We start from the raw sequence: 24,477 nt of genomic DNA on the forward strand, positions 1-24,477 counted from the left end.
CCCGCCGTTCGGTACTCACGGCGGACGCCCGGCAGGCGGCTGGCGTCCCGCCATCGCAGGGACCGCCCTCCATATCCACGTACACGAGGCCGTCGCTCATGGGAGCCGGCATCTCAGCCTCAGCCGGCGCCCCGGACAGCTGTAGGATCCCGGGATGAATGACGATGAGTGGAATCACATCATTCGTTCGGCGAAGCAGGGCGAGTCCGGCCCTTGGACGTGCCCTGAGTGCGACGAGTACACCGTCGAGTCGGGTCAGCGGTTCGAGCAGGGCCACGTGGTGGAGCACACACTGATGTGCTTCGCCTGCCAGGCAGAGGTCGTTGCACCTGCCTGAACCCGATCGCACAAGGGTACGGCGTCCCTGCCACGGGCATCGAAAGGCGAGGTGCCGCGGGTTCAGAGCTGCGGCGGCCCGGCGCAGCGCCGGGGCGACACAGGGACACCCGACGCCACACCTGGCACCGGCCGCCGGATTCCGCAGACCGGTCTACACGGCCCAGGGCCGTCGCCGTCGCCGTCGCCGTCGCCCCCCGCGCGGAACGGCGCCTCACCGGCCCGTTTCACTATTCCGGCGTACTTGGCCTGCTCTCCTCCGCCACCGCATCCTGCTTGGCTGATCACGTTCCGTAACCATCGGAAGTGGGCCAGAGCCGGAACGTACAGTCCCCGGGGGGTGTCGTTTTTGACCGGCATCGAGCACAGGCCGGATCGCTCGTCCGCCTACCGTGCCCGCGTGCGCTGGATCGGTCCCGCCGGCAAGAAACGCAAGTCGAGGTGGAGGCGTTCGATACAAGCGGACAAGCGGAGAACTGGCCGGGCGCCTCAGCCTGCCTCAAGCGCTACCGGCACCCCTCGTCCGCCGGCCGGCCTGGAGAGGGCTGTCAGGGCGGCGATCCGGATGGGGCAACAGAAGGGTGGCGCGCAGTTCCCGGTTCCTCAACCGCGATGTACCGCACTGGTAGCGCGCACCCCGACGCGCCGCGTCGCAAACGTTGCCGATCAGCACGAGGTGCTCTCGGCGGGCAGGGTGCGGTCGGTGAAGTAGCGGTCGATGTGGTCACGGGCGCACGCGTTGAACCCGTACAGCGTGTGCCCCGGCTCGTCGTCGTGAATGGTGGCGCTGCCGGGCACCTGCTTCAGGACGCGGGCCACCGTGTCGGACTCGCGCCAGGCGCCCGCGCCGAGCATCGGGGGAAGGCCCTTGGGCAGCGGGGCGGGCGGGTTGGTGACGGTCACCGGCCAGCCGATGCACGCCAGGGTGCCGGTCAACAGCGTGTTGGCCGCGCCCGCGTTCGGGGCGACCTTGCGGACGCGGGCGAGTGCCTTGTCGAGGTCGGCCCGGTTGGCAGCGCGCGGCCAGTCGGTGCACTCGGTGACGCCGGTCGTCTGGTCGGGGTAGCGGGCGCCGCGGTCCGGCACGAAGCCGGAGGCGTCGCCGCGTACGGCCTTGCCGATGGCCGCGGCCAGTTTGGGGTAGTTGTCCTTTCCGCGCATAGCGAGCCCGAGAGCCAGTGCCTGCAGGTCGCCGCTGGTGTAGGCGATGCCGACGGACTTGACGGGGATCGGGGAGCGCTCGGCCTTGGCGATCAGGCCACGCCACTGGGCGGGCATTCCCGGGCACTTGCCCTCTCCGACACACCAGTCGAAGAAGCGGGCGAAGACCTTCTCGTTGAGCTTGGCCGTTTCGATCATCTCGGCGGTCCAGTCGTCGCCGACGTGGCTGATCGTGCCGTCGATCACCATCGTGCGCACCTTGCCGGGAAACAGCCGAGCGTAGTCCTGGGCGTAGATGCCCGCGTATGAGGCGCCGTAGAAATTGAGCTGGGACTCGCCGAGCGCCTTTCTGATGGCCTCCATGTCCCTGGCGTGGTCGGCCGAGCTCATGTTCGCGAACAGCTCGGGGTCCTTGTTGCGGCAGGTTTCGGCGTGCCCGCGGTTGGTGTCGGACAGGCGGCCGAAGTCGGCATCGTCCGCGGGGAACTCGGGCAAGGGGACGCGGGTCCAGACGCAGGGCAGACCGGTGCTGAGGCCGCCGAACTGTTCGCCGTACCCGCGGGTGTCCCAGGTGACGATGTCCATCCGTTTGCGCAGGTTGGCCCACCAGTGTGCGTATTCCTGCGTCATGGCGATGCCGGGGGCGCCGGGACCCCCGTACGCGATCAGGACCGAGCCCTCGGAGACGCCGGTGGCCTTCAGCCGGCCCAGCTTGAGGGTGATCTTGCGGCCCTCGGGTTTCTGCCAGTCGACAGGGACCTGGAGATCGGCGCAGGCCATGCCGACCTTGTCGCCGGGGCAGGCGGCCCAGTTAATGGCGGGGGTCTGCTGGGTCTGGAAGCCGGAGCCGAGGAGCGTCAGGGCGAGAACGAGTGGCGTGAACATGGCCACGACGATCTCGCAGAGCAGGGCTGGGCCACATCGGAGCTGGGTCTGATCTTGCGAGGGGGGAAATCAGACCGTGGCATGTCGTACCGCAGTCTGACAGAGAGGGGCCGGCGCGCCGTCCCGACCCACGCACACCGTGTGGTCCCCGGGCGGTCCTCAGCGAGTCGATCGGCCTACCTGGGTGGTCGCGCCGCCTCACCCCTGCCAACCTCTGACCACATCAACAAACCAAGATCAACGTTAAGTTGACACTCCCGGATGGTCATTGCACATCGATCTGGTCCAGCTCCACCAGTCCGAAGCCGAGCTGACTGTAGAGCTCGAGCTGGTCGAAGTACTCACGATGGGAGTCGATCTTGTCGTTGGAGATGTGGGCGGCGCAGCTCGCTCTGATGGTGATGCGGCGGCCCGTGCCCGCTATCTCACGCCCGCCCGGCATCAGGAGCGGGCCGGTGTGGGTGCCGGTGTAGGTCCATTCGGTGCAGACCGGGTTGTCGCAGTCGCCCAGCTCGAACCACGCCGCCATGTGAAAGTCCGGGAACGCTCTGAAGTTCTGCTGGTAGACCCAGCCGATCTCGTCGTGTCCCTGCGCGACGCCCGCCGGTGAGACGAAGACGGCGTCCTCGCTGTAGCAGGCGAGCACGCTGGACACGTCGTGGGCGTTGATGGCCTTGTTCAGCCGGTGTCTGAGATCCCATTGGGTCGACATGGGCACCTCCAAGCGAGTCGGTTCGTTCCGGCGAGCATCGTGGGTGGGCGGGGAGTACGGCGAAGTCTGGGGTCGGGCGGCTGGTGGTTGGCGCGTTGGCTGCTTCGCCGTGCGATGGTCGTTTCGGTGGGGAGCCCGTTGCACCAGATGTTTCGCGACGGGCCTGGTGGTGGTGCGTACGCCACGTGGTCGTTGATGGGAAGGGGTGGGCAGCCGTACTGCTGGCCGGGATCGCGGTGACGGGACACGGCGCTCGTTCCTCCGCGGCTCGAGTGTGGGAGCCGGCTGATGCAGACGTGCCGAATGTGCTCATGGCCTCGTGCGGCGCGGACAGCGCCCGCGCCAACTCGTGTCCTTGCCGACGCTTTCATCCCTCCTTTCAGTGTCCGCGCCATGGCACGCACAACGGTGCCAAGCAGCCGTCAAAATCGGCCTCGACAGAGGGGTTTGATGGAAGCACGGGGTAAACGCCCGGTTCGATCGCCGCGCGTCGAGATCATGCCGGGGTGGCGGGTCGGATATCGAGTGGCCGGCCGGCTCGATCAAGCCCGATGCTGGAGGGCGTGTTCAACATTCCGCCGCGGACCGCCACCGACGCCTACCTCGCCAGAATGGGCGGGCGGAGGCGTCTCGACATCGTCTTCGACATCGATCTCGGGGAACTGGTGGAAGGTCACCACGTGGTCGCCCGCGGGCTGGAGCTGGCGGACGCCGGTGCCGCGTTGCACTACGAGTTCGTTCCCGGAATACGGCAACACGAGGAGGACACCAAAGGGCGGTTCTTCTGGTTCTGGATGATGTTCGCCGAAGATGACCTTGGCACCTCTTACGACGACCACAACAGTGGGGCCTTCGATCCGGACGGCGAGGCGGCCGCGCACGGGACTCGCAACCTGGGCGGACCGGTCCCCCGTTCGGCCCGTCGGCTTCGGCTGAGCTTCACGCCGCCCGAGATGTGGACGCCGCTGGGACCCTGGTGCAGAGGATTGGACATCGCGCTGCCGGACGGCCAGGTCACGGAGTCGTGGACCGGCCCGCGTCAGGACGCCGGATGACGCTGGATGACACCGGTCCCGGTGAGAGCGATCCGGGCGGCGTCACGCCGTGCGGCGCTGTCTGCGGGCGGTGAGCTGGTCCGTTCTGCTGGTGATCAGGTCGTGGCCGCCGGGCGTGAGTGAGTTGAGGAACAGGCGGTTGACGCCGGGCAGGGCGGCGACGCGCAGGAGCCAGTCGCGGGCGGCGATTCGGCGGCGGCTGGAAGGCGCCATCCACTCGATGAAGCGGCGGCCGAACGCCTGCACCTCGTCGATCGTCGGCCGCATGCGCTCCTCGTACCGGGTCAGCGCCGTGGGCAGGTCGCCGGCGGTCCGGGGCACGGCCGTGGGCAGGTCGCCGGCGGCCAGTTCGTCGGCAAGGACCCAGGCGGCGGCGACCGCCATCGACGCGCCGTGCCCGGCGAACAGCGAGACCGCCTGGCAGGAGTCCCCCAGCAGCACGACCCTGCCGCGGCTCCAGGAGCCGATCTGCACCTGGGTGACCTGGTCGTAGTACAGGTCGGCGGGCAGCCGGGGCAGCGTCTCCGGCAGGATCCAGCCCAGGTCGCCGTAGCGCCGGCGCAGCGCCGCCGCGGGGTCGGCCGGCAGGGCCGGGTCGGGCTCGCGGTGCAGGAACAGCAGCGCGAGCCGGTCCTCGGCCAGCGCGTACGCGCCCGCCATCAGCCCGGGCACGGTCAGCACCCGGTAGCGCAGCCCGACCTGTGCGCTCAGCTCCGCATCGGTGAGGACGCAGGCGGCGACGTGATGGCCGAGGTGGCGCAGGTAGCGTTCCTCGGGGCCGAAGACCAGCTCGCGGACGCGGGAGTGCACGCCGTCGGCCCCGACGAGCAGGTCCACGGTGCGGTGGGTGCCGTCGGTGAGCGCGATCTCGACCTGGTGGGCGTCCTGCCGGATCGTCTCGATCGTGACGCCGTAACGGACCGGTGCGACGACGTCCTCGGCGAGGGTCCTGGCGAGGTCGCCGCGCGGCAGGCTGACCACGCGGGAGAAGCCGGGCGGCAGGACGAACCGGCTGGTGCGCCGGCCGTCACGGTCGAGGTAGTCGAGCTCGCGCACCGGGTGGCGCAGCTCGCGCAGGCGGGTGGCCAGGCCCATGCGCTCGGTCACCTCGTAGCCCGCGCCGTAGAAGTCGATCATGTAGCCGCCGGTCCGTAAGGCCGGCGCTCGCTCGACGAGCTCGACGTCCCAGCCGTCGCGTTCCAGGTGCCAGGCGAGCGCCAGGCCCGCGATGCCGGCTCCGCAGATGAGGGCCTTCATGGGTCACTCCTTTCGCAGCAGCCGCCGTACCGGCCCTGCCAGCGCGGCGACGTCCAGTCCCGGGTCGAGGCGGTGGTGCAGGATCAGCCCGTCGATCGCGGCGGCGAGCAGGGCGGCGACCGCGTCGGGGTCCTCGACGCCGTGCCCGGCCAGCCAGCGGGCCAGGGTGCGGCGGAAGCCGAGGACGAGCTCGGCGAGCCGGTCGCGCAGCTCGGGGACGCGGGTCGAGGCCAGGTACGTCTCCGCCACCAGCAGCGAGGCCGGATCGTCGCCGGCGTAGACCGCCACGGCGCCCATCAGCCAGTCGAGGCCGGCCTCGGGGTCGGGCCGGCGGGACAGCTCCTCGCCGATCTGGCCGATCAGCTCATGGACGAAACCGAGCGCGGCCGCCGTCAGCAGCTCGGTGACGGAGCCGAAGTGGTAGTGGACGACGCCGGGCGCGACGCCGGCCCGTTCGGCGACCAGGCGGGTGGTGACGCCGTTCCAGCCGGCCTCGCCGATGAGCGCCACGGCCGCGCGCAGCAGGCGTTCCCTGGTGGCGCGGCCGCGTTCGAGCGACGTCTCCGGCATCACGGACCCTTCTTGTACGACCGCCTTGGGCGTTTGCCCAAATTCACGATAGTTGCATACTGCAAAGATCGCCAGAGGGGACGTACAAGAAGATCCGCTCAGTGGTCGCCGGAGCCCGGTTCCGCCATCCGGCGGTGCGCCGCGGCCTTGGCCTTCTCGGGCATGACCTTGGCCGCGCCGGCCATCGCCCTGTTCTTGAACGACCCGGCGACGACCGACGCCTCGCCCTTCATCAGCGCCTCGAACCCCTGCTCGGCGACCTGCGCGGGATCGTCCTTCTTGCCGGAGCCGACCCGGGTGTCCTCCATGCCCGCCCGTTCGAAGAACTCGGTGTCGGTCGGGCCCGGCATCAGCGCCGTCACCGTCACGCCGGTGTCCTTGAGCTCGTTGCGCAGCGCCTCGGAGAAGGACAGCAGGAACGCCTTCGAGGCGGCGTACGTGGCCTCGAACGGCCCCGGCTGGGTGGCGGCGACGGACGACGTGAACAGCACCCGCCCCTCCCCCCGGGGCACCATGTCACGCAGGCAGAGCTTGGCCAGGTGCACCGCGGAACGCACGTTGAGGTCCACGACCTCCAGGTCCCCGGCCAGGTCCGTCTCGGCGAACGGGCCGCCGGCGCCGATCCCCGCGTTGATCGCCACCGCGCCCAGAGGACGGCCGCCATCCGCGACCCGCTCGTAGAGGCGCTCGACGCCGTCGTGGGTGGCGAGGTCAGCCTGGACGGCCTCGACGGACGCGCCGAGCTCGCGCAGCTCGCGGGCCGCGTCGGCGATGCCCGGGTCCTCGGCGTTGACGATCAGGTCGAAGCCGTGCCCGGCGAACTGCTTGGCCAGCTCGTACCCGATGCCGCTGGACGCGCCCGTCACCAGGGCGAGCGGCCGGGCTTGTTCTTCCCTCATGATGGCGGTTCCTCTCGTCGGTCTCCGCCTGACCGGCTGCCCACGACGGCCCCACCCAACCGTCCCGTTCCAGGTCAGAGCGGGCGCCGCGATGCGGTTCACTACAGGCATGACGATCGTCCGCTCCCTCGCCCTGTTCGCCCTGGCCGCGCTCGCCGAGATCGGCGGCGCGTGGCTCGTCTGGCAGGGGGTGCGCGAGCAGCGCGGCCTGCTGTGGATCGGCGCCGGCTTCGTCGCGCTCGGCCTGTACGGACTGGTCGCCACATTGCAGCCGGACGCGAACTTCGGCCGCATCCTGGCCGCGTACGGCGGGGTGTTCGTCGCCGGATCGCTGGCCTGGGGCATGGTCGTGGACGGGTTCCGCCCCGACCGGTGGGACATCGCCGGAGCGGTGGTCTGCCTGGTCGGCGTCCTGGTCATCATGTACGCACCCCGTGGCTGAAGCCGGTCTGTGCCGCGGACAACCCGATGAGGGCGTCTTTGTCCGTGTTCCGCGATCGCTCGACGCGACGTCATGGTTCCGGTCCGACCACTACCGGAAAGGCACGAGTGACATCGTGAAGGCGCATCCATGCGCGGCGGGGACGTGAAGGTGTCCTGCGAGCTCTGACACCGATCGGGTGGCCGCCCTCGCCTTGGGGCGGCCACCCGACGACGATCCGGCGCCCGTACGCTGTCGCCCGTGATCACACCAGTCACCGCCCGGCTGGGCCCCCGCCGCTGGACGGCCATGATCGTGCTCGGTTTGTCGGCCAGCTCGCCTGGACCGTCGAGAACATGTATCTCAACGTCTTCCTCTACGACACGATCACCGACGACCCCACCGCCATCGCCACGATGGTCGCCGCCAGCGCGTTCACCGCCACGGTCGCGACGCTGCTGGTGGGCGCGCTGTCCGACCGGACGGGCCGGCGGCGGGCCTTCATCGCCGCCGGCTACGTCCTGTGGGGCCTCGCCACGGCGGCGTTCGGGCTGGTCACCGTGGACACCGTGGGAAGCCTCGCACCGGCCGCGAACGCCGTGCTGATCGCCATGATCGCGGTCATCGTGCTCGACTGCGTGATGTCGTTCCTGGGCTCCGGCGCGAACGACGCCGCCTTCCAGGCGTGGGTGACCGACGTGACGTGGCCGGCCGTCCGCGGCCGGGTGGAGTCGGTGCTCGCGATCATGCCGCTGGTGTCGATGCTGGCCGTCTTCGGCGCGCTCGACCCGCTCACCCGGGCCGGGCGGTGGCGGGAGTTCTTCCTGCTGATCGGGGCGGTCATCGCCGTGGTCGGGGTGGTGGCGTGGTTCCTCGTACGGGACCGCCCGGCCCTGCCCCGGGCGCGCGGCGGCGCGCTGGACGCGATCTTCCACGGCCTGCGCCCCAGCGCCATGCGCGCCAACCCGGGCCTCTACCTGCTGCTGGCGGCGTGGGCGATCTGGGGCGTCTCCACACAGATCTTCCTGCCCTACCTGATCATCTACGTGCAGCGTTACCTCCAGATCGAGGCGTACGCGGTCGTCCTCGGCGTGGTCCTGACCGGCGCGTCGGCGGTCACCGTCAGCTGCGGCCGGCTGATCGACCGCGTCGGCAAGCGGCGCTTCCTGCTGCCCGCCCTCGGGATCTACGCCATCGGGCTGCTGGCCATGTGGCCGGCGCGCGGCCTGGTCCCGGTCATCGCGGCCGGTCTGGTGATGATGTCCGGGTTCATGCTGGTCGCCGCGACGATCGGCGCGCTGGTCCGCGACCACACGCCGCCGGAGCACGCGGGGCACGTGCAGGGGCTGCGGATGGTGTTCGCGATCCTGATCCCGATGCTGATCGGGCCGTACATGGGGGCGCTGGTCATCCGGGGCGCGGACGCCTACTACGAGGACCTGGGCGTGCTCAGGCAGGTGCCCACCCCCGCGATCTTCCTGGCGGCCGCCGCGGTGCTGCTGCTGATCGCCGTTCCCGTCCTGGCACTGCGCAAGAGAGAGGCCGCATGAGCATGCTCACCCGCTGGGGCAGGGAGCTCGATCCCGACGCCGTCCTGACCGAGTATCCGCGGCCGCAGCTCGTCCGCGACAGCTATCTCAACCTCAACGGCCGGTGGGACTACGCGATCACCGAGGACGACGCGGAGCCCGCGGCCTACGACGGACAGATCGTGGTGCCGTTCTCGCCCGAGGCCGAGCTGTCCGGCGTCGGCCGGCAGCTCATGCCCGGCCAGACCCTCTGGTACCGCCGCGCCCTCACGCTCCCCGGCGGGTTCGGCACGGGCGGCCGGGTGCTGCTGCACTTCGGCGCGGTGGACCAGACCTGCCGGGTGCTGCTCAACGGCGTCGAGGTGGGCGCGCACACCGGCGGCTACCTCCCGTTCAGCTGCGACGTCACCGCCGCCCTGCGCGACGGCGCGAACGTGCTCACCGTCGCCGTACGCGACGACACCGACACCGTCCCGCACGCCCGTGGCAAGCAGAAGCTGGAGCGGGGCGGCATCTGGTACACCCCGCAGTCCGGCATCTGGCAGACCGTGTGGGCCGAGCGGGTGCCCGGCGTGCACGTGGAGCGGCTCACCCTCACCCCGCACCTGGCCGAGTCCTGCGTCGAGGTGACCGTGCACGCCGCCGAGGGCGAAGCAGACGTCGAGATCCTGGCCGCCGGGTCCGTCGTCGCCCGCGCCACCGTCCCCGCCGGGCGGCCGGTGCGCGTCCCGATCCCGGACGTCCGGCCGTGGAGCCCCGAGGACCCCTTCCTGTACGACGTCACCGTGGAGCTGGGCGCCGACCGGGTGCGCGGCTACGTGGGCATGCGCTCGTTCGGCGTGGGGACGGACGCCGACGGGGTGCCGCGCCTGATGCTCAACGGCCGCCCCTACTTCCACGCCGGGGTGCTCGACCAGGGCTACTGGTCCGACGGCATGTACACGCCGCCGTCCGACGAGGCCATGATCCACGACATCGTCACCATGAAGCGGCTCGGCTTCACCATGCTGCGCAAGCACATCAAGATCGAGCCGCTGCGCTGGTACTACCACTGCGACCGGCTCGGCATGCTCGTCTGGCAGGACATGGTCAACGCCGGCGGCCGCTACCACCCGCTGATCGTCACCGCTCCGGCGTTCGTCCCGTTCCACCTGCCCGACCGCTGGTTCGGCCGGCCGCACCGGGACCGGTTCATGGCCGAGCTGCGCGAGACGGTCGAGCACCTGCGCAACGTGGTGAGCATCGCCGTGTGGGTGCCGTTCAACGAGGGGTGGGGCCAGTTCGACGCGGCCCGCGTCGCCCGGGAGCTGGCCGCGCTCGACCCGACCAGGACCGTCGACCACGCCAGCGGCTGGCACGACCAGGGCGCCGGCGACCTGCGGAGCCTGCACGTCTACTTCCGCCGGTTCCGCGCGCCGCGCCGCCGCCGGGACCGGCGGGCGCTCGTGCTGTCGGAGTACGGCGGGTACGGCCTGCGGGTCGACGGCCACACCTTCAACGACCGCAACTTCGGCTACCGCCGCTACGACACCCCCGAACGGCTCGGCGCCGCGTTCGCCCGGCTGCACGCCGAGCAGATCGTCCCGGCAATCCGTCATGGCCTGAGCGCCACCGTCTACACCCAGCTCTCCGACGTCGAGGACGAGCTGAACGGCCTGCTCACCTACGACCGGGAGGTGCTCAAGCTGCCGGAGGACCTGGTCCGCGCGGTCAACAGACGGCTCACGCTCGGCCAGGCCCCGTGACGGTCAGGCCGCGCCACTCGGCGTCCGGCATGCGCAGCACCCTGAGCGCGATCCAGCCGTACGCGGCCAGGTGCAGCAGGGAGCCGGTGGACTGCACGACCGGGGCCTGCGTCATGGTCACGAACGGCACGATCGTGCCCGCCACCGCGGCCACCGGCACCCACCAGGGAGCCACCTTGACCGCGGCCAGGGTCACCAGCAGCGTGATCAGGCCGACGTGCAGCAGGAATCCGGGCAGCAGCATCCCGTACACGAAGCCCCACAGCTCGTTCGCCCGCCGCGTGACGGCCTCGGCCTGGTCGGCGGGCAGGGACTGGGCGAGGGCGAGGTCGTAGAAGTCGGTGGTGAACAGCGTCAGGCCGTGACCGGCGCCGACGAGACCGAGCGCCGCCCCGATAACGCTCGCGCGGGGGGCGCGCTCGCGCAGGAGGTGGGCCAGCCCCAGCACTGCCGGGATGAGGCTGAGCGCCGCCCAGACGTAGAGCAGGGCGCTGACCTGGACGGTCGTCGCGTGCGTACGGAAGACCTCGGGGTCGTGCTCGGCGCCGGGCGGCGAGGTGAGGAAGGCGAGGAACTGGAAGACCGGCCAGGCGAGCAGGGCGACGCCGGCGACCGTCCGGCGGAACGCGTCAGGATTTTTCAGCACCCGTCCAGAGAAGCGAGGCCCCGTCCCGCGCCGCGCGGGCGCTCGTCCCCGCTCCCCCGGGAAGAACGCCCGGACCTCCCGGGACACTGTCCCGGCCGGACCGGGACCAGGTGCGGATACGGTGTGGCCCGAGGAGGGGTGGATGGCGGTGAAAGCGCGGGGCGTACGGGCGGGCGCGCGGGCATGGCGCGCCCTGACCATGACCGCGCTGCCGCTGGCCGCCCTGACCATGACCGCGCTGCCCCTGACCGCGCTGACCCTGACCCTGGCGGCCGTGGCCTGCGTCCTCGCCTTCGCCGACGGCACCGCCCCGCTCTCCGTCGTCCACCTGCTGTTCGTGACGGGATGCGCGGTGGCGGGCGGGCTGATCGGCGCGCACCGGCCCGGCCACCGGGTGGGGCGGCTGCTCGCGCTGAGCGCGTTCTGCTTCGCGCTGATGGAGGCGTGCGGCCATTACGCGATCCTCGGCTCGCGCACGGGGTTGCCGTTCGCGGCGGCGCTGGCCTGGCCGCAGACCTGGCTGTGGATCCCGGCCAACCTGGCGGCCACCCTGATCCCGCTCTACTTCCCCACCGGCCGGCTCTCCTCCCCGCGCCTGCGCGCGCCGGTCGCCGTGGCGGCGTCCGTGGCCGCGCTGGCCGCCGTCGCGAACGCGTTCCGTCCGGGAAGCAACCAGCAGGTCGGCTTGGGGCCGGGGGTGCCCAACCCGCTCGGCGTCCCCGCGCTGGCGGGCGCGGCCCAGGTGACGGAGGCGGTGCTGACCCTGCTGCTGCCGGCGGTGTTCCTGCTGGGCGCCGCCGACCTCGCCGTACGGGCCCGGCGCAGCGCGGGCGCGGAACGCCGGCAGATCGCCTGGCTCGTGTACGTCGTCGGCCTGGAGACCGTGGTGATCGGCGCCAGGCTCGCGGCCGGGCTCACCGACGACCACCCCGGCTCGCCGTGGCCGTCGGACAGCGTGCTCTGGGAAGTGGTCGGCATCGGGGGCGCCACGCTCATCCCGGTCGCCATCTGCGTGGCCGTCCTGCGCCACCGGCTGCTCGACATCGACCTGGTGATCAACCGCACGCTGGTGTACGTGCTCCTGTCGGGCTGCGTGACCGGCGGCTACATCCTCGTGGTCGGCTACCTCGGCGCGCTCTTCCCTTCCGGCGACCTGCCGGTGTCGGTGCTTGCGGCCGGGCTGGTGGCGCTCGCCTTCGCGCCGCTGCGGCAGCGGCTGCAGTCCTGGGTCAACCTGCTGACGTACGGCGAGCGCGACGACCCGTACGCCGCACTCACCCGGCTCGGCCGCCGGCTGGAGAGCGCCGCGGACCCCGACGCCGTGCTGCCCGGCATCGCGCGGTCGGTCGCCGAGGCGCTCCGCCTCCCGTACGTGGCGGTCGAGACCGCCCACGGCGCCCGCCACGAGCACAGCCTCGGCGGCGGCCCGTCCGCCGAGCCGCTGCGGCTGCCGCTGACGCACAACGGCGAGCGGGTCGGCGGCCTGGTGCTCGCGCCGCGGCCGGGCGACAGCGGGTTCGGCCCCCGCGACCTGCGCGTCCTCGCCGACCTGGCCCGGCAGGTCGCGGTGGCCGTGCACGCCGTACGGCTCTCCGCCGACCTGCGCCGCTCCCGCGAACGCCTGGTCATGGCGAGGGAGGAGGAGCGCCGCCGGCTGCGCCGCGACCTGCACGACGGCCTCGGCCCCACCCTGGCCGCGCTGACCATGCGCGCCGAGGCGGCGCACGACCTGGTCGCGGACGAGCGCGCGCGGAAACTGCTCGCCGAGATCGTGGACGACGCCGAGACCGCGCTGGCCGACGTCCGGACGCTGGTCGACGGGCTACGCCCGCCCGCGCTCGACTCCCTCGGCCTGATCGGGGCGCTGCGCGCGCACGCGGCCAGGCAGCCGTCCGGGCTGCGGGTGGACGTGCGCGCGCCGGACGACCTGCCCGCGCTGCCCGCCGCCACCGAGGCGGCCGCGTACCGGATCGCGACCGAGGCCCTGGCCAACACCCGCCGGCACGCCGCCGCGGCGCGGGCGTGGCTGCGGGTCGAGCTCGCGGGCGGGACGCTGAGCCTGGAGATCTCCGACGACGGCCGCGGCCTCCCCCGGGACGCCCCCGGCGAGGGCGGGGTCGGGCTGGCGTCGATGCGCGAGCGGGCCACCGAGCTGGGCGGTTCGTGCACGATCGACGAACGCCCCGGCGGCGGGACCCGGGTCCGGGTCGAGCTGCCCGCGAACGGGGAAGGGGACGGAGGATGATCAGGATTCTGGTGGCCGACGACCACGCGGGCTTCCGTGCGGGGCTGCGCACTCTGCTGGCGACGGCCGAGGGGATCGACGTCGCCGACGAGGCGGCCAGCGGGGAGCAGGCGCTCGCGCTGGCCGGCCGAATCCAGCCGGACGTGGTCCTCATGGACCTGGACATGCCCGGCATGGGCGGCATCGCGGCGACCGAGCGGCTGACCCGCGACCATCCGCACATCAGGGTGCTCGTGCTCAGCATGTCGGACGACGACGACTCGGTGTTCGCCGCCGTCCGGGCCGGGGCCCGCGGCTACGTGGTCAAGGGGGCGCGCAAGGCCGAGCTCGTCCGGTCGGTGCAGACGGTGGCCGAGGGCGGCGCCGTCTTCGGGCCCGCGCTCGCCTCCCGCCTGGCCGCCTACTTCTCCCCACCGTCTGGGGGACGCGCCGAGACGGCCGCGCCCCTGCCCGCGCTGACCCCCAGGGAGCGGGAGATCCTCGCCCTGATCGCCGGCCACCTGACCAACCCGCAGATCGCCGCCCGGCTCGGGCTGAGCCAGAAGACCGTACGCAACCACGTCTCGGCCGTCCTCGCCAAGCTCCAGGTCGCCGACCGCGCCCAGGCGATCCTCCGCGCCCGCGAGGCGGGCCTCTGACCCGCACCCGGCAGGAAGCAGCCCGTCCGGGAGGGCCGGAGATCAGCGTCGCAGGAGGAGTTTCAGCAGGCGAAGGGCCCGCGAACGGCGGCCGGCATCGGCCGAGAACAGATAGGTCGACGCGAGCGCGATCAGCAGCAGAGTGCCGAGCGCGGCGAACGCGGTCAGGTGCAGCATCATCGCGATCTCGTTTCCGTGAGTGCGCGGGGGACCCCATGTGGGTGCCGGTGGTGTGTGACCAGGATGTGCCCCGCGTGAGTCCCGCTGACGATGTGTTCCGAACTCTGACGCGACTTGACGAAGCCGTACGGCGTCGTACACGTGGATGACCACGCGGGTGCGCTCGACGATTCCTGACGCTTCGCTCCTGGCGTCTTGGAATGATGCGAAGGGTGATCCGACACACCCCTGCTCCGGGCAGCGGGGACGCCTTGGCGATCCTGCGCTCCCGCCTGCGGGAGCTGCATCTGCATGCCGGGGAGCCCAGCTTCCGTGCTCTGGCTCACCGGACCCGGGCGATGAGCCACACCACTGCGCACGCGGTGATCCGCTGCCGGAGGCTGCCGCAGTGGGGCAACCTGGAACTCGTCGTCGAAGCCCTCGACGGCGATGTCGCGACCTTCCACGCCCTGTGGCTGGCCGCCCGCACAACGGTGACCGAGCCGCCGGCCGCGCCGTCGGTCCCGCGCGAGGAGGAGCCGCGGTATCAGCTGGTGGCCGAGCTGGGCCACCAGGCGCTTCCGGTGAGAGGCGTCGCGTTCCACCCGGACGGGCACACGCTGGCCAGCGCGGGCGACGACAGGATGGTGCGGCTGTGGGACGCGAAGACCGGCCTCCCACTGGGCGATCCGCTGACCGGCCACACTGCTGCTCTGCGGGCACTGGCGTTCCATCCGAACGGACACCTGCTGGCCAGCGCCGGAGACGACACCACGGTCAGGCTGTGGGATGCCGGGAACGGGCGGCCGGTCGGCGGCCCGCTGGCGGGCCACACCAACGCCGTCATGGCCGTGGCGTTCCACCCGGACGGGCATGCGCTGGCCAGCGCCGGCGACGACAGGATGGTGCGGCTGTGGGACGCGAAGACCGGCCGTCCCCTGGGCGAGCCGCTGACCGGCCATGCCGCAGGTCTGTGGGCGCTGGCCTTCCACCCGGACGGGCATCTGCTGGCCAGCGCCGGCTACGACAAGACCATCCGACTCTGGGATGCCATGACGTGGCGGCCGCTGCGCGAGCCGCTGACCGATCACCCGGCGGGCATCCGGGCCCTCGCGTTCCACCCGGACGGACACCTGCTGGCCAGCGCCGGCTACGACGGAGCCGTGCGGCTGTGGGACACGAGGACCTGGCGGACCGAGGGTCATCCGCTCGTCGCGAAGACCGCCAGGGTCGTGGCAGTGGCCTTCCACCCGGATGGGCACCTGGTGGCCGGCGTCGACCGTGACGAGGGGGTGCACATGTGGGACGTCTCCACGGGGCGGCTGGTGCGTGGTCCGGTCGTCGACCACGGCGTTCCTGTCAGGACCATCGCCTTCCACCCGGAGGGGATCCTGCTGGCCAGTGCCGACGACAGGTCCGTACGGCTCTGGAAGAGCACCGAACCGGAGACCGAGCAGGTGCTGCGTCAGCGCATCGCCGGCTTGCGCGCCCGGTTGGAGGCCGTGGAACGAGAACGCGACGAGCTGGCCGCACTCGTCCAACGGCTCAGAACCGCTGATCGTCCGATTCGTGCCGAGGCGCCGAGGCCCGGGAACGGCTGAGACAAGAGGTCACCGTCCTGCGCGCCGGCGGTAGTCGCGGGGCGAGAGGCCGAGGCGGCGCTTGAACGCGTTGCTCAGCGCGCTCACCGACCCGTAGCCGACCTGGCGGGCGATCGCCTCCAGCGTCTCGTCGCCGCGGCGCAGCCGGGCGGCGGCCAGTTCGAGGCGCCAGCCGGTCAGGTATTCCAGCGGCCCCTGCCCCACGACCTGCTTGAACCGGGCGGCCAGCGTCGAGCGGGACACCGCTGCGACCCCGGCGAGCTGGGACACGGTCCAGGCACGGGCGGGGTCGGCGTGCATGGCCCGCAGCGCGGGAGCCACGACCGGGTCGGTGAGCCCGGCCGGCCAGCCCGACGTGCCGCCCGGACCGGCGGTGGCCAGGTGGAGGCGCAGGAGGTGGATCAGCATGACCAGGGCGAGATGCTCGGTGACCAGGGTCGAGGCGGGCGGCCGGGCGCGCAGCTCGGCGGCGATCTGCTCCAGCGCCCAGCGGACGGTGGCGGCCTCGGCGGTGTGGCCGGGCACATGGATCACCGGTGGCAGGGCGTCGAGCAGCAGCTCCCTGGCCCGTTCGCCGAAGTCGAACCGGCCGGCGAGAAGGATCACGTCCGTGCCGTCGCCGACGCGGGCCACGCCGTCCGTGGCCGCCGCGAAGATCGGCCCGGCCGGGACCGGGCGCACGCCCGCGCCGGCGGCCAGGGTGAAGGCGCGCGGCTGGACGAGCAGGAAGCAGTCGCCCTCGGCCAGCTCGATCGGCTCCGGCACGCCCTCCACGGTGAGCAGGCACCGCCCCCGGCGGATCGCGTTGAACTTGACCCCCTCGGGCGGCTCGAACGCCAGCGCCCACTCCCCTCCGGCGGCCAGCCCGACGGAGAGGCGGCTGGTGGTGCCGACGAGGGTGAGAACCTCTTCGAGGGGATCAGCTTGCTGGACGCTCACGCAACTATTCTCGACGCTGTCTCATTCCACGTCCAGCCGGGCGTTCCTAGGCTGACCACATGACACGCATCAGCACCCCTTTCACCGCCAGGACCACGGCCACGGAGATCCTGGCCGGCGTCGACCTCACCGGGCGGCGCGTCATCGTGACCGGCGGCGCCTCCGGGATCGGCGCGGAGACCGTACGGGCCCTCAAGGGAGCCGGAGCCGAGGTCACGGTGGCCACCCGCCGTCCCGCCGACGGGCAGCGGGCGCTGGACCTGAGCGATCTCGGGTCGGTACGGCGCTTCGTGGCCGAGTGGAGCGGGCCGGTGCACGCGATCGTGGCGAACGCCGGGATCATGGCGCTGCCTGCCCGCCGGACGACCCCCTACGGCTGGGAGCTCCAGCTCGCGACGAACTTTCTCGGGCACTTCGCCCTGATCGCCGGCCTGCACGAGCACCTGCGGCAGGCGGGCGGCGCGCGGGTGGTCATGGTCAGCTCGGGAGCCCAGCTGGGCGCGCCGTTCGACTTCGACGACCCGCACTTCGAGCGCCGCCCGTACGATCCGTGGACCGCGTACGCGCAGTCGAAGACGGCCGACGTGCTGCTCGCGGTCGCCGTCGCCCGGCGCTGGGCCGCCGACGGCATCACCGCGAACGCCCACGAGCCCGGCTACGTCCACACCAACCTGCAGCGGCACGTCGACCAGGCCACCATGCGGGCGATGGGCGCGATGGACGACGACGGGAACCTGCTGACCCCCGGCTACTTCAAGACGCCCGAGCAGGGGGCCGCCACCTCGGTGCTGCTCGCCGCGTCCCCGCTGCTGGACGGCGTGACCGGCCGCTACTTCTCCAACGACAACCAGGAGGCCGAGGTGGTGCCGGGCGGCCCGGACTCGACCGGCGGCGTCGCGGCCTGGTCCGTGGACCCCGGCGCCGCCGACCGGCTCTGGGACCTCGCCGCCGCCGCCTGCCGCCCGTAGCCCTACAGGCCGAGGGGCACCGGCCGGGCCGGCGGGCCGCCGGCGAGGAGCGCCGCCAGCGGTGTCGCCAGGTCACGCGGCGAGAACAGCCCGGGCCCGCGGTAGCCGGCGATCTCCTGGAGCGTCCACCAGCGGAAGGCGTCGATGTGCTCGGCGGCCAGCTCCTCGTCCGACCGCGCGCCCCGGGGCGCGAACGACGGGACGCGGACGAGGAAGTAGTCGTTGACCACGCCGTCGTAGCCCGCCGCGTGCCCGGAGGCGACCACCCGCTGGTGCCACACGTGCGACGGGTCGGCCTCGACCGCCAGCCCCACCTCTTCATCCAGCTCGCGCCGCAACGCGGCGAGCGGCGCCTCCCCCGGTTCGACGCCACCGCCGGGGGCCGCCCACACGATCGTCTTCCGGAAGGCCAGGCGGCAGAGCAGGATGCGGTCGTCGTCGTCGAGGACGATCGCGCGGACGGCATGGCGCAGGTTCATCTCAGGCATCCGGCATCTTATGCCGCAGGGAGCCTGTCGGGGGCGCGGGCTTCGCATCTGACGAATTGCGAACTTTCGCAATTGCGAGCACAATGGTGGACGTGATGTCGGTGCCCTTGTACGAAGCCAAGGCCGAGCTGTTCAGGCTCCTGGGCCATCCGGTGCGCATTCGCGTCCTGGAGCTGCTGCAGGACGGGCCGAAGCCGGTCCGCGACCTGCTGGCCGCGATCGAGGTCGAGCCGACCGGGCTGTCCCAGCACCTGGCCGTGCTGCGCCGCTCCGAGCTGGTGACCGCCCGCCGCGACGGCTCGACCGTGGTCTACGCGCTGTCCGGCGGCGACGTCGCCGAGCTGCTGCGGGCGGCCCGCGCCCTGCTGAGCGCCAAGCTGTCGGGCCGGCATGCGCTGCTCAGCGAACTGCTCGAAGAAGAGACCGACCACCGGTGAATCCCGTGCTCGCGGCGGGCCTCGGCCGCCTGCGCTCCGTCCTGCCCGCCCGCGCCGACCTGGCCGCGATGGGCCGTCGTCCGCGGCGCGACCTGCTCGCCGGGCTGACGGTGGCGATCGTGGCGCTGCCCCTGGCGCTCGGGTTCGGCATCTCCTCCGGACTCGGCGCCGAGGCCGGGCTCGCCACGGCGGTGGTGGCCGGCGCCCTCGCCGCCGTCTTCGGCGGGTCCGCGTTGCAGGTGTCCGGGCCGACCGGGGCCATGACGGTGGTGCTGGTGCCGATCATGCACGCGCACGGCGCGTCCGGCGTGCTCACGGTGGGCGTGCTGGCCGGGCTGCTGCTGGTGGGGCTGGCCCTCGCCCGGGCGGGCCGTTACATGGCGCTCGTCCCCGCGCCGGTGGTGGAGGGCTTCACCCTGGGCATCGCGTGCGTGATCGGCCTGCAGCAGGTGCCGGCCGCGCTCGGCGTGCCCACCCCCGAAGGCGACAAGGTGCTGGCCGTGGCCTGGCAGGCGGTGCTCGCCTTCGCCGCCCGCCCCGACTGGATCGCGCTCACGATGGCCGTCACGGTCGCGGCGGTGATGCTGGCCGGGGGACGCCTGCGGCCGGGCGTGCCGTTCTCGCTGCTGGCCGTGGCCGCCGCCACCGTCGTCGCCGAGCTGGCCGGGCTGCCGGTGACACGCATCGACGCCCTGCCCTCCGGGCTGCCCGCCCCCTCGTTGTCCTTCCTCGACGTGAGCGCGCTGGGCTCGCTGATCGCCCCCGCCGTCGCGGTGGCCGCGCTCGCCGCGCTGGAGTCGCTGCTGTCAGCCGCCGTCGCCGACGGCATGAGCGTCAGCCACCGGCACGACCCCGACAGGGAGCTGTTCGGCCAGGGCCTGGCCAACCTGGTGGCGCCGCTGTTCGGCGGCGTGCCGGCCACGGGCGCGATCGCCCGCACCGCCGTCAACGTACGCTCGGGCGCCTCCTCCCGGCTGGCCGCGCTCGCCCACGCGGCGATCCTCGGGGTGATCGTGTTCACCGCCGCCGACCTCGTGGCCCGCATCCCGCTGGCGGCGCTGGCGGGGGTGCTGCTGGCCACCGCCGTACGGATGGTCGAGGTCGGCTCGGTGGCGGCCATGCTCCGCTCCACCAGGGCCGACGCGCTCGTGCTCGCGCTGACCGCGATCGCCACCCTCGCGCTCGACCTGGTCGCCGCCGTCATCATCGGCCTGGTCGTGGCCGGCGCGCTGGCGTTGCGCGCCATCGCCCGCGACGTGCGGCTGGACGCGATGCCGCTGCACCCGGACCTGCCCGGCGACCACGACGCCGAGGAACACGCGCTGCTGGCCGAGCACATCGTCGCCTACCGGCTGGACGGACCGCTGTTCTTCGCGGCCGCGCACCGTTTCCTGCTGGAGCTGTCCGAGGTCGCCGACGTCTCGGTGGTCGTCCTGCGGATGTCCAGGGTCACCACCGTGGACGCGAGCGGCGCGCTGGTGCTCGGCGACGCCATCTCCCGCCTCGAACGGCGCGGCATCACCGTGTACGTCTCCGGCATCCGCGACGGCCACCACCGGCCGCTGCGCGCCCTCGGCGTCATCTCGCGGCTCGACGAGGCCGGGCAGGTGTTCGCCACCACCCCCGCGGCGATCGCCGCCGCCCGCCACCGCCTCTGCCTGGACGGCGTCCTGCCCGCCGTCCGGGCCGACGGCTGACGGGTATTCGCAGGTCAGCCGGGTATTCACCTCCCTCAGGGGGACGAATGCTGGGGATGCCTGACGGAATCCGCGGGTGCCTGTTCGACATGGACGGCGTGCTGACGCGCACCGCCACCGTGCACGCCGCGGCGTGGAAGACGATGTTCGACGAGTTCCTGCGCGAGCGGGACGGGGCCGCGTTCGTGCCCTTCGACGCGAAGGCCGACTACGACCGCTACGTGGACGGCAAGAAACGCGTGGACGGGGCGAGGAGCTTCCTGCGGGCGCGGGGCATCAGCCTGCCGGAGGGGACACCGACCGACCCGCCCGGCGCGATGACCGTCAACGGGCTGAGCAACCGCAAGAACCAGCTCGTGCAGGCCATCATCGACCGGGACGGCGTGGAGGTGTTCCCCGGCTCCGTCCGCTTCCTGGACGCGGTCCAGGAGGCGGGGCTGCGTACGGCCGTGGTGTCGTCGAGCGCCAACACCGTTCACGTCCTGACGGCCGCCGGGCTCGCCTCGCGGTTCGGGGCCAGGATCGACGGCGTCGTGGCCCGCGAGCGGCGGCTGGCGGGCAAGCCGGCCCCTGACATGTATCTCGCGGCGGCCGAGGCGCTGGCGCTGAAACCGGCGGAGGCGGCCGTGTTCGAGGACGCCCTGGCGGGGGTCGCGGCCGGCCACGCGGGCGGGTTCGGCTTCGTCGTCGGCGTCGACCGGACGGGACAAGCCGAGGCGCTGCGCCGACACGGCGCCGACGTCGTGGTCACCGACCTGGCCGAGCTCCTGGAGCACGGGGCGCGCCCCCGGGACGCGGGATGATCCGGCACCCCGCGTTCGAGGTCGAGCCGTGGGCGCTCCGGGAGAACCGGCTGGACCTGGACGTGCTGGCGCAGACCGAGTCGGTGTTCGCGCTGTCCAACGGCCACATCGGCCTGCGCGGCAACCTGGACGAAGGCGAGCCGCACGGGGAGCCGGGCACCTACCTCAACGGGTTCTACGAGCTGAGGCCGCTGCCGTACGCGGAGGGCGGCTACGGCTATCCGGAGTCGGGGCAGACGGTGGTGAACGTCACCAACGGCAAGCTGATCCGGCTGATGGTCGGCGACGAGCCCTTCGACCTGCGGTACGGGACGCTGCACCAGCACGAACGGGTCCTCGACCTGCGCGCCGGCACCCTCACACGCACGGCGCACTGGAGCTCGCCGACCGGCACCTCGGTGCGGGTCAGGTCCACGCGGCTGGTGTCGTTCACCCATCGCGCGATCGCCGCGATCCGGTACGAGGTCGAGGCCGTCGACCGGCCGACCCACCTCGTCGTGCAGTCGGAGCTGGTCGCCAACGAGACGCAGACGTCGCCGGGCGGCGACCCGCGGGCCGCCGCGGTGCTGCGCTCCCCCCTGGTGGCGGAGGAGAGCGTCCTCGGGGACGGCCTGTCGATCATGGTGCACCGCACCCGGGCCAGCGGCCTGCGGGTCGCGGCGGGCATGTGGCACGAGATCGACGGGCCGGACGGCACCCTCACCGAGGCGCAGGGCAGCGACGACGTCAGCCGGGTGACCGTGGCCACGCGCCTGGCCCCCGGGGGGACGCTGCGGATCGTCAAGTTCTTCTCCTACGGATGGTCGCGCAGGCGTTCGCGGCCCGCCCTGCACGATCAGGTGGCCGCGGCGCTGGCGGCCGCCCGTCTGGTCGGCTGGGACGGCCTGTACGCCGACCAGCGGCGTTTCCTCGACGGCTTCTGGGACGGCGCCGACGTGGAGGTGGAGGGCGACGCCGAGGTGCAGCAGGCCGTACGTTTCGGGCTGTTCCACCTGCTGCAGTCCGCCGCGCGCCTGGAGGAGCGCCCCCTGCCGGCCAAGGGCCTGACCGGGTCCGGCTACGACGGGCACGCCTTCTGGGACACCGAGATCTTCGTGCTGCCCGTGCTCACCTACACCTATCCGCGAGCCGTCGCGGACGCGCTGTCGTGGCGGCGGTCCACGCTTCCCCTCGCCCGGGCCCGCGCCGGGCAGCTCGGGCTGCGCGGCGCCGCCTTCCCCTGGCGGACCATCCACGGCGAGGAGTGCTCCGGCTACTGGCCGGCCGGAACCGCGGCCTTCCACGTCAACGCCGACATCGCGCACGCGGTCGCCCAGTACGTCGACGCCACCCAGGACGAGCCGTTCGACGGCCGGACCGGCCTGCACGTGCTCGTGGAGACGGCCCGGCTGTGGCTCGCCCTCGGGCACCACGACGCGGCCGGGCGGTTCCGCATCGACGGGGTGACCGGGCCGGACGAGTACACCGCCCTCGCCGACAACAACGTGTACACGAACCTGATGGCCCAGCGGAACCTGCGCGAGGCGGCCGAGGCCGTGGCCCGCCATCCGGCGCTCGCGGCGGCGCTCGACGTCACCACGGAGGAGACCCGCGGCTGGCGCGAAGCGGCGGAGGCGATGACCGTCCCCTACGACGAGCGGCTGGGGGTGCACCCGGAGAGCGAGGGCTTCACCCAGCACGCGCTCTGGAACTTCGCCACCACCGGTCCCGAGCGCTACCCGCTGCTGCTGCACTTCCCCTACTTCGATCTCTACCGCCGGCAGGTGGTCAAGCAGGCGGACGTCGTACTCGCGATGCACCTGCGCGGCGACGCCTTCACCCCCGCACAGAAAGCTCGCAACTTCGCCTACTACGAGGCCCTGACCGTACGCGACTCGTCCCTGTCGGCCTGCACCCAGGCGGTCATCGCCGCCGAGGTGGGACACCTGGAGCTGGCCTACCGCTACCTGGGGGAGGCGGCGCTGATGGACCTCGCCGACCTGGAGAAGAACACCGTGGACGGCGTGCACATGGCGTCGCTGGCCGGGGCGTGGATCGCCCTCGTGGCGGGGTTCGGCGGGATGCGCGCGGGCGGGGGGCGGATGTGCTTCGCGCCCGCCCTGCCCGCCGGCATCACCCGGCTCGCCTTCCGGCTGCGGTACCGCGGCAGCCTGCTGAGCGTCAGCGCCACGCGGGAGGCGACGGCCTACCGGCTCCTCCAGGGGCCGCCGATCACCCTGACCCATCACGGCGAGCGCTTCGACCTGGGCGGCGAGGAGGTCACCCGGCCCAACCCGCCGCCTCCCGCACCGGAGCAGCAGGTCCACCAGCCACCCGGCCGCGAGCCCCGCCCGCGCGCCGGCGGATCATCACGTCGATCATCGGGTGGGTGACCGGCGTTCGATCTGGGCAGGTCAGTGCCAGACGAAGGGAGAAGACGTCATGGATCTTTCCGGTGTGGGCGTGTGGAGCCATCACCTGCGCTACGGCGACCCGGGTGAGGCCGCGGAGGCGGCCACCGAGCTGGAGGAGCTGGGCTACAGCGCGCTGTGGGTGCCGGACACGGGAGGACCGGTCTTCGAGGCCGTCGGCAACCTCCTGACGGCCACCCGCCGGATCGTCGTGGCCACCGGGATCCTGAACCTGTGGATGCACGATCCCGCCGACGTCGCCGCCTCCTTCGCCGAGCTCTCCTCGGGCCACCACCACCGCTTCCTCATGGGCATCGGCGTGAGCCACGCGGTGGCGGTCGACCGGCAGGAGCCGGGCCGCTACCGCAAGCCGCTGGCGGCGATGACGGCGTTCCTCGACGCGCTGGACCGGGCGGATCAGCCCGTGCCGGAGGACAGCCGGGTGCTGGCGGCGCTCGGCCCGAAGATGCTGGACCTCGCCGCGAAGCGGGCACGGGGCGCGCATCCGTACCTCGTCACGCCCGAGCACACCCGGCAGGCGCGGGAGGCGCTGGGTGACGGCCCGCTCCTGCTCCCCGAGCAGACGGTGATCCTCTGCTCGGGCAAGGACGAGGCGCGCGCGATCGGCGGGGAATGGCTGCGGCGCTACCTGTCGCTGCCGAACTACGCCAACAACCTGCTGCGCCTCGGCTACACGGAGGAGGACGTGGAGTCGGTGAGCGACCGGCTGTTCGACGGCCTGATCGCCTGGGGCGACGAGGAGGCGATCCGGCGCCGGCTGGACGAGCACCGCGCCGCCGGCGCCGACCACGTCTGCCTCCAGGTCCTCACGGCCGACGCGGACGCCCTGCCGCGCCGCGAGTGGCGCGCTCTCGCCGTCGCGCTCATGTGAGCGG

General features: G+C 72.6%; 23 protein-coding genes. 14 read left to right on the top strand and 9 right to left on the bottom strand.

The window, feature by feature from the left end; all coding sequences use genetic code 11:
- Positions 1-154: 154 nt before the first annotated feature.
- Positions 155-337: a hypothetical protein gene (locus ACBR40_RS39780; protein WP_371252048.1), complete on the top strand. Its 183-nt coding sequence runs from the start codon at positions 155-157 to the stop codon at positions 335-337.
- A gap of 665 nt (positions 338-1,002) precedes the next feature.
- Here the strand turns inward: ACBR40_RS39780 and ACBR40_RS39785 are convergent.
- Both ACBR40_RS39785 and ACBR40_RS39790 read right to left on the bottom strand, forming a co-directional pair.
- Positions 1,003-2,382 (bottom strand): alpha/beta fold hydrolase, encoded by a 1,380-nt coding sequence (locus tag ACBR40_RS39785; RefSeq protein ID WP_371252049.1) that lies wholly within the window; start codon positions 2,380-2,382, stop codon positions 1,003-1,005.
- Between the two features lie 265 nt (positions 2,383-2,647).
- Positions 2,648-3,094 carry an ester cyclase gene (locus tag ACBR40_RS39790; protein WP_344205530.1) on the bottom strand — a complete coding sequence of 149 codons (447 nt, stop codon included), beginning with the start codon at positions 3,092-3,094 and terminating at the stop codon, positions 2,648-2,650.
- A gap of 563 nt (positions 3,095-3,657) precedes the next feature.
- On the opposite strand from ACBR40_RS39790, the gene ACBR40_RS39795 reads away from it, so the two are divergent.
- Positions 3,658-4,149 (top strand): hypothetical protein, encoded by a 492-nt coding sequence (locus ACBR40_RS39795; RefSeq protein WP_371252050.1) that lies wholly within the window; start codon positions 3,658-3,660, stop codon positions 4,147-4,149.
- 42 nt (positions 4,150-4,191) lie between these two features.
- Here the strand turns inward: ACBR40_RS39795 and ACBR40_RS39800 are convergent, their stop codons facing one another.
- The 3 genes from ACBR40_RS39800 to ACBR40_RS39810 all read right to left on the bottom strand — a co-directional run bounded on the left by ACBR40_RS39800 (position 4,192) and on the right by ACBR40_RS39810 (position 6,875).
- Complete coding sequence (locus ACBR40_RS39800) at positions 4,192-5,406, bottom strand: FAD-dependent oxidoreductase (protein ID WP_371252051.1); 1,215 nt, start codon at positions 5,404-5,406, stop codon at positions 4,192-4,194.
- Positions 5,407-5,409: 3 nt separating this feature from the next.
- Entirely contained in the window at positions 5,410-5,976 is a 567-nt protein-coding gene (locus ACBR40_RS39805) for a TetR/AcrR family transcriptional regulator (RefSeq protein ID WP_344205526.1), read from the bottom strand.
- A gap of 98 nt (positions 5,977-6,074) precedes the next feature.
- Positions 6,075-6,875 (bottom strand): SDR family NAD(P)-dependent oxidoreductase, encoded by an 801-nt coding sequence (locus ACBR40_RS39810; protein ID WP_371252052.1) that lies wholly within the window; start codon positions 6,873-6,875, stop codon positions 6,075-6,077.
- 109 nt (positions 6,876-6,984) lie between these two features.
- On the opposite strand from ACBR40_RS39810, the gene ACBR40_RS39815 reads away from it, so the two are divergent.
- The 3 genes from ACBR40_RS39815 (at position 6,985) to ACBR40_RS39825 (ending at position 10,570) form a co-directional block, all read left to right on the top strand.
- Complete coding sequence (locus ACBR40_RS39815) at positions 6,985-7,317, top strand: YnfA family protein (RefSeq protein WP_344205523.1); 333 nt, start codon at positions 6,985-6,987, stop codon at positions 7,315-7,317.
- A 335-nt stretch (positions 7,318-7,652) separates the two neighbouring features.
- Positions 7,653-8,846, top strand: coding sequence for an MFS transporter (locus ACBR40_RS39820; RefSeq protein WP_371252053.1), 1,194 nt, complete (start codon positions 7,653-7,655; stop codon positions 8,844-8,846).
- Complete coding sequence (locus ACBR40_RS39825) at positions 8,843-10,570, top strand: glycoside hydrolase family 2 protein (RefSeq protein WP_371252054.1); 1,728 nt, start codon at positions 8,843-8,845, stop codon at positions 10,568-10,570. Before ACBR40_RS39820 ends, ACBR40_RS39825 begins: the two co-directional genes overlap by 4 nt.
- Here ACBR40_RS39825 and ACBR40_RS39830 read toward each other — a convergent pair.
- Positions 10,548-11,216: a hypothetical protein gene (locus ACBR40_RS39830; RefSeq protein WP_371252055.1), complete on the bottom strand. Its 669-nt coding sequence runs from the start codon at positions 11,214-11,216 to the stop codon at positions 10,548-10,550. The genes ACBR40_RS39825 and ACBR40_RS39830 overlap by 23 nt on opposite strands.
- A 142-nt stretch (positions 11,217-11,358) precedes the next feature.
- Here ACBR40_RS39830 and ACBR40_RS39835 point away from each other — a divergent pair, with 142 nt between their 5' ends.
- Together ACBR40_RS39835 and ACBR40_RS39840 are read left to right on the top strand one after the other, a co-directional pair.
- Complete coding sequence (locus ACBR40_RS39835) at positions 11,359-13,461, top strand: GAF domain-containing sensor histidine kinase (RefSeq protein WP_371252056.1); 2,103 nt, start codon at positions 11,359-11,361, stop codon at positions 13,459-13,461.
- Complete coding sequence (locus tag ACBR40_RS39840; protein WP_344205515.1) at positions 13,458-14,099, top strand: response regulator transcription factor; 642 nt, start codon at positions 13,458-13,460, stop codon at positions 14,097-14,099. The genes ACBR40_RS39835 and ACBR40_RS39840 overlap by 4 nt, the downstream gene beginning before the upstream one ends.
- A gap of 42 nt (positions 14,100-14,141) precedes the next feature.
- On the opposite strand, the gene ACBR40_RS39845 is transcribed toward ACBR40_RS39840, so the two are convergent.
- Positions 14,142-14,279, bottom strand: a complete 138-nt coding sequence (locus ACBR40_RS39845) for a hypothetical protein (protein WP_344205514.1) — start codon at positions 14,277-14,279, stop codon at positions 14,142-14,144.
- Positions 14,280-14,617: 338 nt separating this feature from the next.
- Here ACBR40_RS39845 and ACBR40_RS39850 point away from each other — a divergent pair, with 338 nt between their 5' ends.
- On the top strand, positions 14,618-15,859 hold the full coding sequence (locus ACBR40_RS39850) for a hypothetical protein (RefSeq protein ID WP_371252057.1): 1,242 nt from the start codon (positions 14,618-14,620) through the stop codon (positions 15,857-15,859).
- Between the two features lie 9 nt (positions 15,860-15,868).
- Here ACBR40_RS39850 and ACBR40_RS39855 read toward each other — a convergent pair whose 3' ends face one another.
- On the bottom strand, positions 15,869-16,798 hold the full coding sequence (locus tag ACBR40_RS39855) for a cupin domain-containing protein (RefSeq protein ID WP_371252058.1): 930 nt from the start codon (positions 16,796-16,798) through the stop codon (positions 15,869-15,871).
- Positions 16,799-16,857: 59 nt separating this feature from the next.
- Here ACBR40_RS39855 and ACBR40_RS39860 point away from each other — a divergent pair, with 59 nt between their 5' ends.
- On the top strand, positions 16,858-17,766 hold the full coding sequence (locus ACBR40_RS39860; RefSeq protein ID WP_371252059.1) for an SDR family NAD(P)-dependent oxidoreductase: 909 nt from the start codon (positions 16,858-16,860) through the stop codon (positions 17,764-17,766).
- Between the two features lie 2 nt (positions 17,767-17,768).
- Here the strand turns inward: ACBR40_RS39860 and ACBR40_RS39865 are convergent, their stop codons facing one another.
- Entirely contained in the window at positions 17,769-18,254 is a 486-nt protein-coding gene (locus ACBR40_RS39865; RefSeq protein WP_371252060.1) for an NUDIX domain-containing protein, read from the bottom strand.
- A gap of 95 nt (positions 18,255-18,349) precedes the next feature.
- On the opposite strand from ACBR40_RS39865, the gene ACBR40_RS39870 reads away from it, so the two are divergent.
- The 5 genes from ACBR40_RS39870 to ACBR40_RS39890 all read left to right on the top strand — a co-directional run bounded on the left by ACBR40_RS39870 (position 18,350) and on the right by ACBR40_RS39890 (position 24,473).
- A complete protein-coding gene (locus ACBR40_RS39870) occupies positions 18,350-18,691 on the top strand; it encodes a metalloregulator ArsR/SmtB family transcription factor (RefSeq protein WP_329579802.1) in 342 nt (113 codons plus the stop codon).
- 68 nt (positions 18,692-18,759) lie between these two features.
- The gene (locus ACBR40_RS39875; RefSeq protein ID WP_371252124.1) at positions 18,760-20,388 is read left to right on the top strand and encodes a SulP family inorganic anion transporter; all 1,629 of its coding nucleotides are present in this window, start codon (positions 18,760-18,762) and stop codon (positions 20,386-20,388) included.
- 56 nt (positions 20,389-20,444) lie between these two features.
- Positions 20,445-21,191, top strand: coding sequence for a beta-phosphoglucomutase family hydrolase (locus tag ACBR40_RS39880; RefSeq protein ID WP_371252061.1), 747 nt, complete (start codon positions 20,445-20,447; stop codon positions 21,189-21,191).
- The gene (locus ACBR40_RS39885; protein WP_371252062.1) at positions 21,188-23,563 is read left to right on the top strand and encodes a glycoside hydrolase family 65 protein; all 2,376 of its coding nucleotides are present in this window, start codon (positions 21,188-21,190) and stop codon (positions 23,561-23,563) included. The genes ACBR40_RS39880 and ACBR40_RS39885 overlap by 4 nt, the downstream gene beginning before the upstream one ends.
- 49 nt (positions 23,564-23,612) lie before the next feature.
- Positions 23,613-24,473, top strand: a complete 861-nt coding sequence (locus ACBR40_RS39890; protein WP_344205486.1) for an LLM class F420-dependent oxidoreductase — start codon at positions 23,613-23,615, stop codon at positions 24,471-24,473.
- Positions 24,474-24,477: the final 4 nt, after the last annotated feature.

The organism is Nonomuraea sp. AD125B (assembly GCF_041402765.1).
GTDB lineage: Bacteria > Actinomycetota > Actinomycetes > Streptosporangiales > Streptosporangiaceae > Nonomuraea > Nonomuraea bangladeshensis.

Bases quoted from the DNA above. Each gene is read 5' to 3' on its own strand.
- ACBR40_RS39780 (WP_371252048.1), top strand. From the start codon at position 155: ATGAATGACGATGAGTGGAATCACATCATTCGTTCGGCGAAGCAGGGC.
- ACBR40_RS39785 (WP_371252049.1), bottom strand. From the start codon at position 2,382: ATGTTCACGCCACTCGTTCTCGCCCTGACGCTCCTCGGCTCCGGCTTC.
- ACBR40_RS39790 (WP_344205530.1), bottom strand. From the start codon at position 3,094: ATGTCGACCCAATGGGATCTCAGACACCGGCTGAACAAGGCCATCAAC.
- ACBR40_RS39800 (WP_371252051.1), bottom strand. From the start codon at position 5,406: ATGAAGGCCCTCATCTGCGGAGCCGGCATCGCGGGCCTGGCGCTCGCC.
- ACBR40_RS39805 (WP_344205526.1), bottom strand. From the start codon at position 5,976: ATGCCGGAGACGTCGCTCGAACGCGGCCGCGCCACCAGGGAACGCCTG.
- ACBR40_RS39810 (WP_371252052.1), bottom strand. From the start codon at position 6,875: ATGAGGGAAGAACAAGCCCGGCCGCTCGCCCTGGTGACGGGCGCGTCC.
- ACBR40_RS39815 (WP_344205523.1), top strand. From the start codon at position 6,985: ATGACGATCGTCCGCTCCCTCGCCCTGTTCGCCCTGGCCGCGCTCGCC.
- ACBR40_RS39820 (WP_371252053.1), top strand. From the start codon at position 7,653: ATGTATCTCAACGTCTTCCTCTACGACACGATCACCGACGACCCCACC.
- ACBR40_RS39825 (WP_371252054.1), top strand. From the start codon at position 8,843: ATGAGCATGCTCACCCGCTGGGGCAGGGAGCTCGATCCCGACGCCGTC.
- ACBR40_RS39835 (WP_371252056.1), top strand. From the start codon at position 11,359: ATGGCGGTGAAAGCGCGGGGCGTACGGGCGGGCGCGCGGGCATGGCGC.
- ACBR40_RS39840 (WP_344205515.1), top strand. From the start codon at position 13,458: ATGATCAGGATTCTGGTGGCCGACGACCACGCGGGCTTCCGTGCGGGG.
- ACBR40_RS39845 (WP_344205514.1), bottom strand. From the start codon at position 14,279: ATGATGCTGCACCTGACCGCGTTCGCCGCGCTCGGCACTCTGCTGCTG.
- ACBR40_RS39850 (WP_371252057.1), top strand. From the start codon at position 14,618: ATGAGCCACACCACTGCGCACGCGGTGATCCGCTGCCGGAGGCTGCCG.
- ACBR40_RS39860 (WP_371252059.1), top strand. From the start codon at position 16,858: ATGACACGCATCAGCACCCCTTTCACCGCCAGGACCACGGCCACGGAG.
- ACBR40_RS39865 (WP_371252060.1), bottom strand. From the start codon at position 18,254: ATGCCTGAGATGAACCTGCGCCATGCCGTCCGCGCGATCGTCCTCGAC.
- ACBR40_RS39870 (WP_329579802.1), top strand. From the start codon at position 18,350: ATGTCGGTGCCCTTGTACGAAGCCAAGGCCGAGCTGTTCAGGCTCCTG.
- ACBR40_RS39875 (WP_371252124.1), top strand. From the start codon at position 18,760: ATGGGCCGTCGTCCGCGGCGCGACCTGCTCGCCGGGCTGACGGTGGCG.
- ACBR40_RS39880 (WP_371252061.1), top strand. From the start codon at position 20,445: ATGCCTGACGGAATCCGCGGGTGCCTGTTCGACATGGACGGCGTGCTG.
- ACBR40_RS39885 (WP_371252062.1), top strand. From the start codon at position 21,188: ATGATCCGGCACCCCGCGTTCGAGGTCGAGCCGTGGGCGCTCCGGGAG.
- ACBR40_RS39890 (WP_344205486.1), top strand. From the start codon at position 23,613: ATGGATCTTTCCGGTGTGGGCGTGTGGAGCCATCACCTGCGCTACGGC.